This window comes from Levilactobacillus sp. (assembly GCF_022646225.1).
Taxonomy (GTDB): Bacteria; Bacillota; Bacilli; order Lactobacillales; family Lactobacillaceae; genus Levilactobacillus; species Levilactobacillus suantsaiihabitans.
The window spans coordinates 69,937-86,205 of sequence record NZ_JALCJA010000001.1; the positions used below are offsets into that span (position 1 = coordinate 69,937).

Below are 16,269 nucleotides of genomic sequence, written 5' to 3' on the forward strand. Positions count from 1 at the left end.
CATCCGAAAACTGGCGGCCTCTGAAACGTGTGGCGCAAGCCAGGTCCCTGCGCTTAGCAAGATTAAGGGCTACTGCCCGGCGAGTGTTTTTAATTTTTGCACTTGTTTGGAGCGTTAGGTAGGTGCTCGTCTAGAATATCCGGAAACTTGCGGCTTCTGAAACGTGTGGCTACCGGGCAGCTGGTTGCGCTTAACCCCGCTAAGTAAATACCCCAAGCCCAGGATAGTTATTTGAACTAATTCTAGCTTAGGGCTTTAAGTTAGTCTGTTCCCGGTATATCCGAAAACTGGCGGCCTTCGAAACGTGTGGCGCGAGCCAGGTCCCTGCGCTTAGCAAGATTAAGGACTATTGCCCGGCGAGGCCGAACAGCAGCCCTTAATCTCCCTAATGCTCAGGACCTAACCGGCTCGCGCCACACTCTATTTATTACAATTTTCCCAAATCCCCATTTCAGGTTCCCGCTCGCCCGGAATTTCTGTATAATAGAGAAGACTATGGCATTAGAACGGAGGAAATAAGTTGGATAATGGCACAAATCCGACCCCGTCGCGGCAAGAGTCGGGGAAGAAACGGTCGTTTGGCCGCCGCATTATGATTGGCGTGGTCAGCTTGCTGGTGGTCTTGGCCGTGATTATTGGCTTCTTCGGCTATCACTATTTTCAGTCAGCCTTAAAGCCGCTGGATTCTAGCGATAACGACGTGGTTCAGGTTCACGTTCCGATGGGAGCGACTTCCAATAAGATTGGGCAGATCCTACAGGACAAGAAAGTGGTTAAGAGCGGCATGGTCTTTAACTACTACGTCAAATCGAATAAGTTCACGAACTTCCAAGCTGGGTACTACCAGCTGAAACCGTCCATGACGTTGAAACAAATTGCCCGGCAATTACAAAAGGGTGGCTCGGCAGAACCCATCCAGAGTACGGCCGGCAAGGTGTTAGTGCGTGAAGGCGAGACCATCGACCAGTTGGCCGCGGAAATCCCGATTCAAACGGACTTTACCAAAAAGGAATTCATGAGTCTGATTAAGGATCAGGCCTTCTTCAATCAGTTGGCGGCGAAATATCCACAACTGTTAGGCTCGGCCAAGAAAGCCAAGCACGTCCGGTATCGGTTGGAAGGGTATTTAGCCCCCGCGACGTATCAGGCTGGCAAGAAGATGACCTTGAAACAATTGATCACCCAAATGGTGGCCAAGATGGATCAGAACTTGCAAAGCAGTTACGCTACGATCAAGAAGCAAAAGTTGACGGTCCAAGAAACGTTGACGCTGGCTTCTTTGGTCGAACGTGAAGGGGTGACCCAAACCGACCGGGACAAGATTGCGGGCGTCTTCTTGAACCGCATTCAGGCGGGGATGGCCTTGCAGTCCGATATTTCTGTCCAGTATGCCTTAAAGACCACGAAGTCGACGTTGACCTACAAGGATTTGAAGGTCAAGTCGCCGTATAATCTGTATATCCACACCGGGTACGGTCCTGGACCGTTTGCCAGTCCTAGCACCTCGTCGATCCATTCGGTATTACACCCGAAGGACCGCAAGAAGGGGTACTACTACTTCATCGCGAACACCAAGACGGGGAAGGTTTACTTCTCACAGACTTACGCGCAACATCAAGAAAAAACCAGTTCATTAGCTAGCGATAATAAATAAAGGATGGCGACAGTGTTGGCAAAGAAAAAGCGACCGATTATCATTGGGGTTACCGGGGGTTCCGGTAGCGGGAAAACGACGGTTAGTCGGGCAATCTTCAATCAATTGATTGGGCACTCAATCATGATTTTGCAACAAGATTCGTACTACAACAACCAAGACGACATGACGATGGAGGAACGGGCCGCCGTGAACTACGACCACCCGCTGGCCTTTGATACCGACTTGTTGATCTCACAACTCAAGCAGTTGTTGAACTACGAACCAATCGAAAAGCCCGTTTACGACTACACGTTGTCCACGCGTAGTAAGGAAACGATTCACCAGGAACCGCGCGACGTCATCATTTTGGAAGGAATTCTGATTTTAGATGATGAACGCTTACGGGACCTCATGGATATCAAGGTCTTCGTTGATACCGATGATGACATTCGGATCATTCGGCGGATTCAACGGGATATGAACGAACGGGGCCGGTCGTTGGAGTCCGTTATCCAACAGTACTTGGCAACGGTTAAGCCAACTTACCATCAATTCGTGGAACCAACGAAGCGTTACGCTGATTTGATCGTGCCAGAAGGTGGCGAGAACCAAGTGGCTATCGACCTGCTGGTGACTAAGATTCGGGCGATCCTCGAAGCTAGTGGCAATGACCAAGTTTTTGACAATCCAGATACAACCATATAGAATAGGACAGGTTAGCTGGTAAACGGCTAGCCTTTTCTATCAAATTAAATTTAAGTTGTGGAATTCCACAAATCAAAATACGCTAAAGGGGTGGCCAATGTGGCACAAGATAAAATGTATCCAATGACTGAAGAAGGTAAGGAGAAGCTCGAAGCCGAACTGGAAGATTTAAAGATGGTTCAACGGCCAAAAGTGATTGACCGGATCAAGATCGCCCGGTCTTACGGTGACCTTTCTGAAAACTCAGAATACGAATCAGCCAAGGACGAACAAAGTATGTTGGAAACGCGGATCAGCACCGTTGAACGGATGCTGCAATACGCGCAGATCATCGACAACGATGGCTCTGATAAGGATGAAATCACGGTGGGTAAGAAGGTGACGTTCAAGGAATTACCAGACGAAGAACCCGAAGAATACACCATCGTGGGGGCCGCTGAAGCCGACCCAATGTCTGGTAAGATCTCCAACGATTCACCAATTGCCAAGGGCCTGTTAGGGCACCGTAACGGTGAAGAAGTGACGTTTGACACGCCAGGTGGCGACATGACCGTCAAGATTTTAGCGGTCGACTAAGAAAAAATTTTGCGGATGGCGACCACTGGTGGTCATCAGGTGAGGGTGCACTGACTGCGGTCGGGGCGCCCTTTTACTTACTTTTGAGCAGTTAATTTGCGGGCAACAATTTAATTGTGTATCATGTAGTTAGTGAAATGATACTTGCCAAGACCCTACTTGGCGTGGTATAAATGGGTATGAAAACGGATTCATAGACTGTCAAAGAGGAGTCTTACAAATGAAAATTAATGTGACTGATGCAGCAAGCAAATGGTTCCGTGAAGGCATGGGTATGGCCGGCCACGGTGTCCGTTTCTTTGGTAAGGTTTACGGCAAGACGCCTGTGCATGAAGGGTTCTCATTAGGCATGACACCAGACGATCATCCCCGCCACCCAGTCGTAGCGGAAAAGAAAGATGACGTGACTTACTACATCACGGAAGGCGACCAATGGTTCTTCGTCGGCTACGACCTAACGATCGACTACGACGCCAAGACGGATGGCCCAGTTTATATTTATGATGACAACGGTGAACTGGATAAATAACGGTTACCGCTAACCACTGACCTTTGGGTTGGTGGTTTTTTCTATGGTGGCTACTAGCCAGTTCAATACTTGCGTTAGCCTGGGTTCTGCGTGCGCTGAAAAGCGGTGCCGGCAAAGCGCTGACGACCTCGTGCAGTGAACGGACCCTAAACGTCAGCTGGCTGGGACGACAAAGCAAGTGTCACTTCTAAGGGGAGTCAGGAGTTGTTTCCAGCAGCTAGACGTTAGCTAGTATCACGGGAGTAGCTGGGCTAAACACGTGGTTGGGCGAATCACCACCGCAGCCGAGAGTTCGGCAACTATGGGCTCAGCCGTGGGAGTTTCCTTAGTGGGTGGTCTTTACCCACTTAGGAAACTGGCGTCTTTGAGACGTGGGTTATCGGCTCAAAGCGAGGGCGAGACCGTTCTTTGGCTCGACCGGTCCGCCCACCGTGTTCCAGTCCCATAGTTGCCGAACGGTAGGCGGAAAGTTCTAGTTATGTCGCCACAAAACAACTCACCTCAGACACACAAAACCCCCACCGCAGGCCGATGATGCCTGCGATGGGGGTTGCTAATGCGTGAGATTAGGGACGGCGCCGGTGAACGAACCACCAGCCGCCGGTCAGGCCGATGAGCGTCAGACCGCTGATCAATAGGCCAACGTTCAGCAACGGTGGCCAGTAGGCCAGGGTCACGGTACTCTTGCCTTGCGGGAGCTTGATGGCGGTAAACATGCCAATCGTCTTGTAGGTCTTGACGGCCTTGCCGTTGACGGTGGCGTGCCAGCCAGCCGAGTACGGAATGGAGGTGTTGAGCACCTGATTGGCGTGGCGACTGGTGATGGTGCCACTGAAGTAGCGACTCGAGTGCTTGGTCAACTGCCAAGGCTGTTGCTTGAGCTGAGCGACGGCGCGTTGGAACTTCGCCGTGTTCAACTGATAGAGCGTGAAGTTTTCCAGCCACAGCGACCCTTTTTTCAGCTGAATCGTCAGCTTCTGTTGCTCGCCCTTGGCGTGGTCGGCCGCACTGACCATGATGGTATTCCGGTAGGTCTTGTACTGATCCAGCGTCTTGCCGTTCAAAATGAAGGTGGCGTTGTCCGGATTGACCGTGGAACCAAAGGTCAGGTAGTAAGCGTCGTTGGTCGTGGGCGTGAAGGTCAATGTGATCTTGGCCGGCTTCAGCAGGTTCTTACGCTGAAGGACCGCCCCCGTGATCTTGGTTTGTTGGGCGATGTTTTGGAACGTGACTTGATCGAAATTCTTGGCCGTGTAGAGCTTTTGATCCGTGGTCTTACCCGTGAGTGCCGCCAGCCAATTGGCTTGGTACTGGGCGGGATCCGCGGTCTTATTTTTTAGCGTCAAGATTTGGTCGCTCGCTGCGTAACCCATCGGCAGGGCGTATGGGTTTTGGTAGGTGGTCGCCCAGTGGTCTTGGCCAATCGCACGGTAGCTGGCTAGATCCGCCTTGTTCGTGGAGGCGGGCAGCATGCTGGTACCACTCAACGCGCCAGATAACTGCTTTTGCTGGAAGTAATACTTCATGTTCAACAAGGAATCGGTGACCAGCGTGCCGTTGCTGTATTCCACGAAACCGTCGCCGTCCGGGCTACCGATGTGGCCGTAAAAGGCGGGCGTGGATTTGGGTAGAACGGAGGAAAAGACGCCGCCGCCGGCATAGCCCGTTTGAAAGGCATCGCCCTTGGTCCGTAAGAAGGTCTTGCCGATGCGGTAGGCACTGTCGTCGCGCTTCTGCACGCGATTGACCAGCCGCTGGAGCTCGTTGGTGTAGTTGCCGTACTCGCCCTGAGAGACGTAACTGATGTTGTTTAACGAGACGAAGGCGTTGGCCGAGATCTCGGTGACCCCAATGACGAAGAAGGCCAACGGGTAGATCCAGTGGTGTTTGACGGGCAAGGTCGTCAAGCCCAGGGCTAAGACGACAAAGAAGATGCCCAACAAGACGAGATTGAGCTGCAGGAATTTGAAGGACTTGAGGTTGAGGGCCACGTAGGCCGCCCCGATGGCGATGATCACCGTGACCACGGCAATGGCCAGCCAGCCGGGCTCGAAGTCGGCGGTCAGCGTTTGCGCGGCTAACCAGATCAGCCAGAAACTGACGACAAAGGAGAAGCGGTAGGGGTACCAAACGGGAAATTGGCCCGCGTGCCACAGCAGGTCCAAGGGTTGGACGCATAGGGACAGGGCGAGAAATCCCGTGACAATGCCTGCGGCAATCCGGCTACGTAAGCGAATCCGGTGGTCGCCAAAGAAGAAGAGGCTCCCCAACAAGGCGATGGCGCCGATAAACAGGTTGGCCGTGCCGCTCGGCATTTGGTCAAAATTGAATGCGCCCATGAAAAACTTGGCAATCATCTTCGGCGGGAAGAATTCAAATTTCCATTTAAAGGTCGTGACGGTGTATTGGGCCTTGCTTTGTGCCAGGGACCACCACGTCGGCAAGAGGATGCCGGCCGCAAGCAGTCCACTGACGGCGGAGGTCGCCGCAAACTTAGCGGCCTGGCCCCAGAAGTGGCGCCAATTTGTGAATTGATCAACGGCAAGCCACATGAAGGCTAAAATCATAAACAGGCAGATCATGTAGGCCATGTAGTAGTTCACGATGAGCATGAGGGTCAACCAGACCACGTAGGTCCGCCATTTGCCCGTGTGCATCAGCAGGTACAGCCCGTAGAAAATCAACGGCAACAGGTAGGCCGCGTCCAGCCACATGATGTTGAGCTGATTGGCGATCGACCAGCCCATCAAGGCGTAGGCGGTCGCAAAGGTGACGGCTTGAAAGCCAGTTTGTTGGGTGGTCTTGTCCAGCAACCAAGCGAAGGTCAACCCGGCCAGACCGTACTTGAGGACGGTCAACAAGAAGACACCGGTGGTCAGACTGGCCCCGGGGCACAGCAGCAATAGCCAGTTGAGCGGACTCAACAGGTAGTAGGCCCAAGTCCCCAGCATTTCACCACCGAGGCCGTTAGCGAAGGAATACACGATGCTGCTGGGGTCGTGTAAAATGGCCCGCCGCAGATACGCGAAGAAATCAATGTACTGCTGGCCCAGATCCACGGTCAACAAGCTATTGGTCCCAAACGGTGCCATTTGCCGGTAAATGAAGTAGATCGTCATCAATAAGAAGGGGGTCAAAAACGCCCCGAGTAAGGTTAACTGTCGTCGGGTGAGGGCCCAACGCTGTTTCTTTTTTTGCAAGGAAGCCACCTCAATCTTTCCAAAGTTTAAAAATAAGTGCTGATGCGGGTGCCGACTGGCTTAGAAAACCCAGACGCTGCCTTGTGGGTTGGAAAAGAGTGTGCCAACAGGCGGTTAACTGGCGAGCATTAACGGTGCTAGGCGGATGATCCCGATTCTGGATTATTTGCCTAGCAGTGTTAAGCGGAACCAGTTGCCTGTTGGCGCACGTTTCGGCTATGTGGCGGATATAGACGTGCTCCTCGGCTCAAAGCTAGGTGTCGAGACCACCCTTTGGCTCGACCCGTCCGCCCCAGCGTTCCAACCCATATTTGGCGAACGGTAGGCGGCCAGTTTCCCTGAGCCTCGCTTTTACCATCATACTATAATGTGGTCGCCCTGGTTGGCCGCTTAAACAATTTTAAAGATAATTCAGAACTCAACTAACTTTGTGACGATTCGTGGTAATTCAGTGACGGAACTGACGGGAATTCTAGCGAAAAGCCCCATATTTTATTTATTTTTGGTAAAATGGGGAACAGGCCGCTTGGCGTCGAATCACAGTATGCTAGAATACCAAGTGAGCGTCATTTAATTCCGGTCTCTAGAATAGCATAGATTGTTTAAATTTCGGAAGCGGGATAGTGACCGGCAACGAAATTTGGTAAAATAGTAGCTGTACAACAAGGAGCAGAGATTGTGAAGAATTTTTATAATCGCGTTAGCAACCGTAATCGGCGATCTAGTGGCGGTCCCATTAAGTCAGAGATCCCGTTTCGGTTGAATATTCTTTTCATTATTGTGGCCCTGTTATTTGCAGCGCTGATAGGTCAGTTGGCGTATTTGCAGGTAATTTATGGGTCGCAATTTAAGGCCGAGGTCAATTCGACTGATACCACGATTGAAACCACCAACGTGCAACGGGGGATGGTTTACGATTCGAACGGTAAGGTGTTGGTTGGCAACAAGGCGCACCAAGCCATCACCTATACCAAGGGCGTGAGCGTACTGTCATCGAGCATGTATGACATCGCTAACAAGCTCGGCAATTACTTAACTGTCTCAACCAGTTCGTTGACACCCCGCCAGGCGATCGACTACTACTTGACCGATGCGAAACGGTTAAAAGCAGTGGAAAGCAAGCTGTCCGGGACCAAGGGCTTGTCAACGACGGGACTTTACAACAAGGCACTGTCTTATTTGGAAAATGACTCCTCGTTCAAACTGACCAAGAAACAACAGAACGCCGCAGCCATTTTCGCTAAGATGAGTGGGGCCTACTCGTTATCGACCACCTACATCAAGGACTCCGGCGTTTCCAGCAAGGAAATTGCGGAAATCGGTGAGCATTTGTCCGAAATGCCTGGGGTACAAGTCGGGACGAGCTGGTCGCGGAACTATCCTAACGGGTCGTCGATCAAGTCGATCATCGGGACGGTTTCATCCGAAAAGACCGGGCTACCAAGTGACCGGGTCAACGAACTCTTGGCGCAAGGCTACTCACGAAACGACAGTGTGGGTCAGTCTTACCTGGAACAAGAGTACGAATCCGTCTTGCGCGGTACCAAGGCCGAGAAGCAGGTCGAAGTGTCCGGGACCACGGTGACCAAGGAAGTGAAGAAGTATGGTGGCTCTAAGGGGGATAACCTCCAATTGACCATCAACTCCACGTTCCAAAAGAAGCTGCAGTCCTTAGTCCACTCCGCTGAATCTAGCGCTGGGGGTGTCTCGACCGGGACCTACGCCATCGTGATGAACCCACAAACTGGGGGCATCATCGGGATGGCCGGAGTCGATCGGAACCCATCCACGGGTAAGATCACCACGAACGCCTTAGGGGCCATGAACAGTGACATCGTTATGGGGTCTGTCGTCAAGGGTGCCATGGTTTCTGGCGCTTTGATGGATGGTGTGATCACACCAACGAACAACACCCTGACCGATAAGCCGATCACGGTCGGCGGGGTCAAGAAGGCTTCTTGGTTCAACGCTAACGGTGGCGCCAACATGGCCGTCAACGCGTCGACCGCGCTGGAAGTTTCTTCTAACTCCTACATGATGCAGCTGGCCATGAAGGAAGCGAACTTCAACTACGTTTCCGGAGGGGCCCTGACCATGGGGACCAGCATCTTCGCCAAGGAACGGGGCTACTTCAACCAATTCGGGTTGGGGGTTGCCACCGGGATTGACTTACCAGGCGAAAGTACCGGGTTACAAGGGTCCAGCAGTAAGGCCCACATTGGGAATGCCTTGGACTTGTCCTTTGGGAACTACGATGCCTACACGGTCTTGCAGGTTGCCCAATACATGTCCACGATTGCCAACGGGGGAACACGGATCGCGCCTCACGTGGTGGAATCCATCCGCGGAACCAAGTCAGACGGCACGCTGGGCGCTGTGAAGTCCACAGTCACTCCCAAGGTCTTGAACCGCATCGATATGACGGCGGCAGAAAAGAAATTGGTTACCGAAGGGCTCTACGACGTGGTTCACGGGACCAACACCTACAAGACGGGGGCCGAATTAGCCTCCATCTCGCCAGGTATCTCCGCCAAGACCGGGACCGCGCAAACCTACTACAAGGGGAACGAAACGGTCACCTTGAGTTTGGCTTCCTACGCGCCGTCTAACGATCCGAAAGTGGTCGTGGCCTTAGCGATGCCAAACCTGAGCACGAGTGCCGAAGACAATAACATGAAGCTGGCAAAACAGATCTACGCTGCCTACTGGAAGTCGGTACAATCAACTTCAACGTTGACGAACCCAACCAAGGCAACCAAGGCTGGTGCCGCTCAGAATACCAATGGATAGTCGTTGGTAAAATAGCCGTTGTGACCGTTGCAGGTTGCGACGGCTATTTGAGTGGAATGGCACTTTGCCGGCTCACCCCGAGACGGACCCGCTGCGGGCAAATGACATTAGTCAGCGTCCCCGTTACCAGCACTACCATTTCGCTTGCTAGGGGGCCGGCTTCGGCCTGAAAAGCGGTCTTTCGCCTCACATCACGCTGGTGGTTCCGACGAGATTGGTGCTTGAATTTGACGGTGCATGGCTGCTTGCATGTGATGAACGCGCTGAGCCGATAATGAAAATTGAAGAGCCCCCATGACTGAATTGCACGTAGCTGTCAGGCGGGGTGGTGACACAGGGGACCTAAACCGAATGCTTTAAGGATGGCGATGGGTACTGGTAGCCGCGGTCCGGAATGCGTTGTTTTGGCAAGCACTACGGTAGCCGATAGTTCGCTAGAGATGCGTTCAGCTGTGGGAGTTTCCTTAGCGGCAGGGTCCACGGCACTTAGGAAACTGGCAGCTTGGAGACGTGATTTTTCGGCTCCAAGGTGAGGTCCGAGACCGTTCTTTGGCTCGGGCCGACGCCCTCAGCGTTCCAACGCATCTCTAGCGAACGGCAAGGCGGCCAGCTACAACTACTTTGCCAGAAACCACTAGTTTTACCGGCGAAAACCAGCTGTTAAGTATTTTTCCTTAACATATTTGGCAATATCCCTGGTAATTGCGGCGGATTAATGGTAATATATTACGAGTTAAGGGCTCTAGCCTGTAATTATAAACAAGTTGGGAGGTTACCCACAATGCGTGTACACATCACTTTAGAATGTACGGAATGCCACGAACGCAACTACTTATCCAGCAAGAACCGGCGTAATAACCCGGACCGGGTTGAATTTAAGAAGTACTGCCCGCGCGAACGGAAAGTAACTTTGCATCGTGAAACTAAGTAAGGTACGGGCGAGAGTCCGCACCTTTTTTTATTGAAAAAATCGACCGAGGGGGTAAATGATGCCAACTAAAGCAGTAATTCGGCAACAAACCATTCAGGCGTTGAACACGATGCCCGCAGCACTTCGGCAACGAGCATCGGCGGATCTCTATCGTCAGCTCTTTGCCTTGCCAGCCTGGCAAAATGCCAAACGTGTGGCCACGACTATCAGTGGTGGCTTTGAATTAGCGACGCAACCCATCATCGACCAAGCCCACGCCGCCGGGAAGACCGTTGCCGTGCCGGCCACCTTACCACATCGCCAGATGGCGTTTCACGTGGTAGATCGGCAGACGACTTTTGCGACCAGTTCGTTTGGCTTGCAGGAACCGGTCAATGGTGCGATTATCGAACCAGCGGCGTTTGACTTAATTGTGGTCCCCGGACTGGTCTTTGCGGACACCGGTGAACGATTGGGCTTTGGCGGCGGCTATTACGACCGCTATTTACCCCAGACGACTGGCTTTAAAGTGGCGTTGGCGCTGCCCGCGCAGCAGACACGCCAGCCCAGTTGGTCGGTTGAACCATTTGATGTCTTATTGGATGCCGTGTTAAAGGCACCCGTCGAATAGAAAGGAAGCCTTGCGGTGACGAATTTTAAATACCGGTTGCGGCGATTGGACCAGACGCCCTTTATGACGGTTGGGTTGATCGTGATCATGGTGCTGGTCTTCTTGGCCATGACGCTAGCCGGTGGCAGTACCAGCGTGAACGTGTTGATCACCTTTGGGGCCAAGCTTAATCCACTGATTCAACAAGGAGAATGGTGGCGCCTGTTTACGCCAATGTTTCTGCACATTGGGTTCACGCACATCTTGATGAACATGGTGACCCTGTACTTTGTGGGGATGCAAATTGAGGCGGCCTTTGGGCACACTCGGTTTCTGGCCATGTTTTTGGTCGCGGGAATCGGCGGTAACATTGCCTCGTTTTGTTTCTCGGACAGTCTATCCGCCGGTGCCAGCACCGCGATTTTTGGCCTGTTTGGCGCCTTTCTGATGTTGGGGGAATCCTTCTGGCAAAATCCCGTGATTCGTCAATTGGCACGGACCTTTCTGGCCTTTGTCGTCATGAACATCGCCTTTGATTTGTTTACGCCCGGTATCGATTTGGCCGGGCATTTAGGCGGACTGGTGACCGGATTTCTGGTAGCGTATACAGTTGGTGTTCCCAGAATTGGTAAGGTTAGTCCAATTAAAAGAGTGGTAGCAACCATTGTCTTAATTGGTGGATTGGTCTGGTTGTATTTACACGGCATGGCGCAGTAAACCCCGAAAAGTCTCGTGCAATTTCATGGAGGTTGTGGCACAATGAAAACGTTATATGATGTTCAGCAGCTACTTAAAAAGTTTGGTATTTATGTGTATATCGGCAGACGCCTGTTTGACATCGAAGTCATGGCATTAGAATTGGACCACCTCCGTCAAGCCCGAGTGGTGGACGATTCGACGTTTGTCCAGGCCAAGATTGTTTTGACACATGAGCACCGGTTAGAGGAACAACGAGCAAAAAATAATCACCAATCCATTGGAGGTATTTAGCGTTATGGCACGGAATTTAATTGGAATCGATTTAGGTGGGACGACCACGAAAATGGCTTTTCTCTCACTGGCAGGGGATATCTTGACGAAATGGAGCATTCCAACGGATATTACCGACGAAGGTAGCCACATTGTGCCAAATATCATTGACTCAATCAGTCAACACATCACCAATTCCGAATTCAGCAAGGATGACTTCTTGGGGATCGGGATGGGGACGCCCGGCTCTGTCGACATTGAAAACGGCACGGTTATTGGCGCCTTCAACTTGAACTGGAAAAAGCGTCAACAAGTACGCGACCAGATTCAGGCCGGCTTAGGGCTACAATTTATCTTGGACAACGATGCCAACGTGGCTTCCCTCGGTGAATACTGGAAGGGTGCCGGCGAAAAAGACAGCGATGTCGTCTTCGTCACGTTGGGGACCGGTGTCGGTGGCGGTGTGATTGCTGGTGGCCATCTGCTTCACGGAATCAACGGTGGCGCCGGCGAATTAGGCCACGTCACGGTACAACCAAATGGGTACTTATGTACGTGTGGCAAACGCGGTTGCTTGGAACAATACGCTTCCGCGACCGGGGTCGTCCACGTCGCCAACGACATGGCCAAGGACTTCATGGGCACGTCACGGCTGAAGGAAATGGAAGACAATCAAGAAAGTGTGACCTCCAAGATGGTCTTCTACTTGGCCGACAACGGCGATATCTTGGCCAACCAAGTGGTCGATCGGGTGACCTTCTACTTAGGCTTAGCCTTAGCTAACGTGGCCAACATCTTGAACCCGGCCAACATCATCATTGGTGGTGGGGTCTCCAACGCCGGCAACACCTTATTACAACCAACGACGCGGTATTTCCAAGAAAATGCCTTCCCAGCCGTTCGTGACTCAACTAAGTTACGCTTAGCCCAATTAGGGAACGATGCCGGGGTCATTGGTGCCGCTTCATTAGCTTTGCGTTTCCAAAAGAGTAACTAGAACTTGTGGTTTAGGAAGGACGATTTAGTTTGGTAATTGCAGCAATTTCAGGAATGACGGTCTACACCATCATTTTGCTAGTCTTGATTATCGCGTGGGCCGCATGGCAACTCATCACCGTGGTTCGGCGAAATCAGGTTTCCACTGTCATTGACGAGGAGACCTTCCAAGCAGGCATGCGTAAGGCGCAGGTCATTGACTTGCGTGAAAAGAAAGACTTCGATGCAGGTCACATTTTAGGGGCCCGCAACATTCCGTATTCAACGTTTAGAACTTACCATACCGGTATCCGGTCTGACTTACCGGTCTACCTGTACGATCAAGGTAAGGCACTCAGCACCCGTGCCGCGCTAATGTTGGGTAAGGAAGGGTACAAAGATATTTCTATCCTGAAGACGGGTTACGCCCGTTGGCAGGGAAAGACTAAAAAATCAGAGTAATTGATGTGACATTTTCATCAAAAAATGAGCCAGGGACAAGCCGCCCGGGCTCTATTTTTTTACGATCAAGCGCCAGTCTCACCACGTCTCAAGCCGTCCACCCACATTTGGCGAACGGTAGGCGGACAGCGAGCACAAACTAACAAAAAAGCGGCCAGGGCATTGCGTCCTGGTCGCTACGTATTTGCGTTTAAACTTAACCGTGGTGGGCGGCGTGGCTCTTGCGGTTGGCCCGCTTACGGTTTTCTTCAAACCGGGCTTCTTGGTCCTCGATTGGTTGAACGACCTTTTTCTTGAAAGAAAAGACAGCACCAGCAACGGCACTAGCAGTAGCAACAACGCCAAATAAGAAACCTTTCGTAAAGTGCTTCATCGTATCCGACTCCCATCATGTAAGATTTTTAGCTGAAGGTTGAAAGACGAAAATTAACTGTATTGTCATCATGCGACTCATAGCGTCAAAATAGTCGTTTTCAGCCTCACGAAGCGACCTGGCCGCCTACCGTTCGCCAAATATGGGTTGGAACGCGGGGGCGGACGGGTCGAGCCAAAAGGCGGTCTCGACACCTCGCTTTGAGCCGAAAGTCGCGTCTCAAAGACGCCAGTTGTCTAAGCGGCATGAACCGCGCCACTAAGACAACTCCCACGGCTGAACCCATATTTGGCGAACTCTCGGCTAAGGTAGTGCATGCCAGTAATAGTTGCCTTAACCCCAGGTAGTAGCTACATTGACGACTAGTCTTTCATTAACACAGTGCTGCTGATAGTCGTCAACCTTGCCGGAGGCAGCCAGGGTGAAGCCAGCTGTGTCGGCGGTGTTGGCTGAGGTTTTGTCTCAGCCTACAGCGCGGGACGACTTGAGAGACTGGCGATTCTTGCCAGGCTTTCAAGCGAACCGGAAGACCGTTTCTCAGTCTGGAGGTGTTCCCCAGAGCAGGCGGAACCCTGGCTGACGCAGGCGCCTGGTTTCACCAGTTTAGGTGTCAGAACACCGTCATTACGGCAATCAGTACGTTAATTTCACTTTTGGCCTTCAACTTTTTAGTTATCCGCTTCCATTATGCTTGTTTTTAGCCGAAATTGCTAGCGATTTACCCGATTAAGGGGGATTCTTCTACTGAAGGGTCGTTGTGGTTTTCTCACAAAATTAAGCGGCAAGCCGGCCGTTCTGTGGTACCCTTACTACAGAAGTCTGAACGTGAAAGGAATGGGGATTCGTGTTTAAGAGACAACCCACACAGATTATTGCCCACCGTGGCAGCAAGGGCACGCGCCCGGAGAATACGCTACTGGCGTTTCAAGCGGCGCTGGATGCTGGCGCCGATGGGATTGAGACGGATGTCCAGTTTTCCAAGGATCAGCAATTAGTCATCATGCATGACGAAAGGGTCGACCGGACCACCAATGGCACCGGACTGGTCCAGGATCAGACGTTGGCCGAATTGAAGCGCCTTGACGCCGGTAGTCACTTCGGCAGTGAATTTGCCGGGGCCAAGATACCGACCCTCGATGAGGTGATTCAGCTGTTGATTCGCGATGAGTTCACGGGCGTCTTTAACCTGGAACTGAAAACCAATAAGATTCATTATGATGGCATCGAACAGGCCTTAGCGGATTACTTTACGCGGCAACCGGTGCCGTTTCGACTAGTCTTCTCCAGCTTTCGGGCCCAGTCGATCATCACCTTGCGTAGCCTGTACCCGCAGGCCGAGTATGCCAAATTATTCAAGACGGCCGGTCGCCAGGCGCGGCGCATGCAGCGGCAACACCTGGTCGGCGGTTTGCATCCGGACATTCGCTGGGTCAAGGCCCACCGGTTCTGGCTGCCGCACGTGCAACTACGGCCGTGGACCGTCAACAGTCCCGCCGACATGGCGTATTGCTTGCGCCACCACTTTGCCGGGCTGATCACGGACTACCCGGCCCGGGCCGTGGCGTTACGGACGAAAATTCAGGGAGGCAACGAAGCATGACAAAAGTTTTAGCAGTCGTCGGTCCGACGGCGGTCGGCAAGACGGCGTTGGCCATTCGGTTGGCCCAGGCGTTTGATGGGGAGATCATTTCCGGGGATTCGATGCAGGTGTATCGCCACCTCGATATCGGTACGGCCAAGGCGACCCCGGCGGAACAGGCTGCCGCGACCCATCATCTGATCGACATTTGTGACGTGGACCAGCAGTTTACGGTCGCCCAATTCGTGGCAGCGGCTCAACGACTGATCAGAGAGATCACAGACCGGGGGCATTTGCCTATCATTGCCGGAGGGACGGGCTTTTACCTGCAGGCCTTGTTCGATGGGCTGAAATTAGGGGCCGATGCACCCGGTGACCCGGCCATTCGCGAGCAATTGCGCGCGCAGGTTCAAGCCAATGGACCCCAGGCCCTCTGGCAACGCCTGCAACAGCTAGACCCTGTGGCGGCGGGGAAGATTCCCCCGACCAACGTTCGGCGCACGGTGCGGGCGCTAGAGGTCATCCAGGTCACGGGAAAGCCGTTCTCGCGGCAAGACAATGGTGGCCCACAGTATGACGAGCTGTATGTCGCCTTGAACACGGACCGCCAATTGTTGTATCAACGAATCAATCAACGCGTGGACCAAATGATTGAAGCCGGCTTGCTCGATGAGGTCCGCTGGCTGGACCAACAGGGCGGCACCCAGCTACCGGCCGCTACCGGCATCGGTTACCGGGAATTGTTGCCGGTGATCGATCAGCCCGCGGCCTATCCGGCAGCCATTGCGCAGGTAAAGCAAGACTCGCGGCACTATGCCAAACGCCAGCTGACCTGGTTTCGCAATCAGACCACGGCGACCTGGTATGACCTGGTCCAACACCCGGAAACGTACGCCCAGATTCAGTCACAGGTCGCTACGTGGGCGGGACTTAGTTCTCACAATTAATTAAGGAA

At 52.6% G+C, this 16,269-nt stretch carries 15 protein-coding genes; 13 read left to right on the forward strand and 2 right to left on the reverse strand.

Annotation, left to right across the window (positions count from 1 at the left end):
- Positions 1-520: 520 nt before the first annotated feature.
- The 4 genes from mltG (at position 521) to LKH74_RS00440 (ending at position 3,446) form a co-directional block, all read left to right on the forward strand.
- Positions 521-1,654, forward strand: a complete 1,134-nt coding sequence (mltG, locus tag LKH74_RS00425) for an endolytic transglycosylase MltG (RefSeq protein ID WP_135367965.1) — start codon at positions 521-523, stop codon at positions 1,652-1,654.
- A gap of 3 nt (positions 1,655-1,657) precedes the next feature.
- Complete coding sequence (gene udk, locus LKH74_RS00430; RefSeq protein WP_135367964.1) at positions 1,658-2,341, forward strand: uridine kinase; 684 nt, start codon at positions 1,658-1,660, stop codon at positions 2,339-2,341.
- Between the two features lie 99 nt (positions 2,342-2,440).
- Positions 2,441-2,917 (forward strand): transcription elongation factor GreA, encoded by a 477-nt coding sequence (greA, locus tag LKH74_RS00435; protein WP_125575216.1) that lies wholly within the window; start codon positions 2,441-2,443, stop codon positions 2,915-2,917.
- 220 nt (positions 2,918-3,137) lie between these two features.
- Positions 3,138-3,446: a HesB/YadR/YfhF family protein gene (locus tag LKH74_RS00440; RefSeq protein WP_135367963.1), complete on the forward strand. Its 309-nt coding sequence runs from the start codon at positions 3,138-3,140 to the stop codon at positions 3,444-3,446.
- A gap of 566 nt (positions 3,447-4,012) precedes the next feature.
- Here LKH74_RS00440 and LKH74_RS00445 read toward each other — a convergent pair.
- The gene (locus LKH74_RS00445; RefSeq protein ID WP_287708016.1) at positions 4,013-6,646 is read right to left on the reverse strand and encodes a YfhO family protein; all 2,634 of its coding nucleotides are present in this window, start codon (positions 6,644-6,646) and stop codon (positions 4,013-4,015) included.
- A 678-nt stretch (positions 6,647-7,324) separates the two neighbouring features.
- Between LKH74_RS00445 and LKH74_RS00450 the strand changes: the two genes are divergently transcribed.
- The 7 genes from LKH74_RS00450 to LKH74_RS00480 all read left to right on the forward strand — a co-directional run bounded on the left by LKH74_RS00450 (position 7,325) and on the right by LKH74_RS00480 (position 13,362).
- Positions 7,325-9,436 carry a peptidoglycan D,D-transpeptidase FtsI family protein gene (locus LKH74_RS00450; RefSeq protein WP_287708015.1) on the forward strand — a complete coding sequence of 704 codons (2,112 nt, stop codon included), beginning with the start codon at positions 7,325-7,327 and terminating at the stop codon, positions 9,434-9,436.
- A 781-nt stretch (positions 9,437-10,217) separates the two neighbouring features.
- A complete protein-coding gene (gene rpmG / locus LKH74_RS00455; protein WP_081721478.1) occupies positions 10,218-10,367 on the forward strand; it encodes a 50S ribosomal protein L33 in 150 nt (49 codons plus the stop codon).
- Positions 10,368-10,425: 58 nt separating this feature from the next.
- Positions 10,426-10,977: a 5-formyltetrahydrofolate cyclo-ligase gene (locus tag LKH74_RS00460; protein ID WP_287708013.1), complete on the forward strand. Its 552-nt coding sequence runs from the start codon at positions 10,426-10,428 to the stop codon at positions 10,975-10,977.
- Between the two features lie 15 nt (positions 10,978-10,992).
- On the forward strand, positions 10,993-11,673 hold the full coding sequence (locus tag LKH74_RS00465; protein ID WP_135367960.1) for a rhomboid family intramembrane serine protease: 681 nt from the start codon (positions 10,993-10,995) through the stop codon (positions 11,671-11,673).
- 42 nt (positions 11,674-11,715) lie between these two features.
- On the forward strand, positions 11,716-11,946 hold the full coding sequence (locus tag LKH74_RS00470) for a YqgQ family protein (RefSeq protein ID WP_135367959.1): 231 nt from the start codon (positions 11,716-11,718) through the stop codon (positions 11,944-11,946).
- Positions 11,947-11,950: 4 nt separating this feature from the next.
- The gene (locus tag LKH74_RS00475; RefSeq protein ID WP_135367958.1) at positions 11,951-12,922 is read left to right on the forward strand and encodes an ROK family glucokinase; all 972 of its coding nucleotides are present in this window, start codon (positions 11,951-11,953) and stop codon (positions 12,920-12,922) included.
- Between the two features lie 29 nt (positions 12,923-12,951).
- A complete protein-coding gene (locus LKH74_RS00480; protein WP_135367957.1) occupies positions 12,952-13,362 on the forward strand; it encodes a rhodanese-like domain-containing protein in 411 nt (136 codons plus the stop codon).
- Between the two features lie 196 nt (positions 13,363-13,558).
- Here LKH74_RS00480 and LKH74_RS00485 read toward each other — a convergent pair whose 3' ends face one another.
- Positions 13,559-13,735, reverse strand: coding sequence for a DUF3042 family protein (locus LKH74_RS00485; RefSeq protein WP_125575207.1), 177 nt, complete (start codon positions 13,733-13,735; stop codon positions 13,559-13,561).
- Positions 13,736-14,579: 844 nt separating this feature from the next.
- Between LKH74_RS00485 and LKH74_RS00490 the strand changes: the two genes are divergently transcribed.
- Together LKH74_RS00490 and miaA are read left to right on the forward strand one after the other, a co-directional pair.
- Positions 14,580-15,335 (forward strand): glycerophosphodiester phosphodiesterase, encoded by a 756-nt coding sequence (locus tag LKH74_RS00490; RefSeq protein WP_287708011.1) that lies wholly within the window; start codon positions 14,580-14,582, stop codon positions 15,333-15,335.
- The gene (gene miaA, locus LKH74_RS00495) at positions 15,332-16,261 is read left to right on the forward strand and encodes a tRNA (adenosine(37)-N6)-dimethylallyltransferase MiaA (RefSeq protein ID WP_287708010.1); all 930 of its coding nucleotides are present in this window, start codon (positions 15,332-15,334) and stop codon (positions 16,259-16,261) included. The genes LKH74_RS00490 and miaA overlap by 4 nt, the downstream gene beginning before the upstream one ends.
- The last annotated feature ends 8 nt before the right edge of the window (positions 16,262-16,269 follow it).

Coding starts and splice junctions, on each gene's coding strand:
- miaA (WP_287708010.1), top strand. CDS start 15,332: ATGACAAAAGTTTTAGCAGTCGTCGGTCCGACGGCGGTCGGCAAGACG.
- udk (WP_135367964.1), top strand. CDS start 1,658: ATGGCGACAGTGTTGGCAAAGAAAAAGCGACCGATTATCATTGGGGTT.
- LKH74_RS00440 (WP_135367963.1), top strand. CDS start 3,138: ATGAAAATTAATGTGACTGATGCAGCAAGCAAATGGTTCCGTGAAGGC.
- LKH74_RS00460 (WP_287708013.1), top strand. CDS start 10,426: ATGCCAACTAAAGCAGTAATTCGGCAACAAACCATTCAGGCGTTGAAC.
- LKH74_RS00475 (WP_135367958.1), top strand. CDS start 11,951: ATGGCACGGAATTTAATTGGAATCGATTTAGGTGGGACGACCACGAAA.
- LKH74_RS00470 (WP_135367959.1), top strand. CDS start 11,716: ATGAAAACGTTATATGATGTTCAGCAGCTACTTAAAAAGTTTGGTATT.
- rpmG (WP_081721478.1), top strand. CDS start 10,218: ATGCGTGTACACATCACTTTAGAATGTACGGAATGCCACGAACGCAAC.
- LKH74_RS00485 (WP_125575207.1), bottom strand. CDS start 13,735: ATGAAGCACTTTACGAAAGGTTTCTTATTTGGCGTTGTTGCTACTGCT.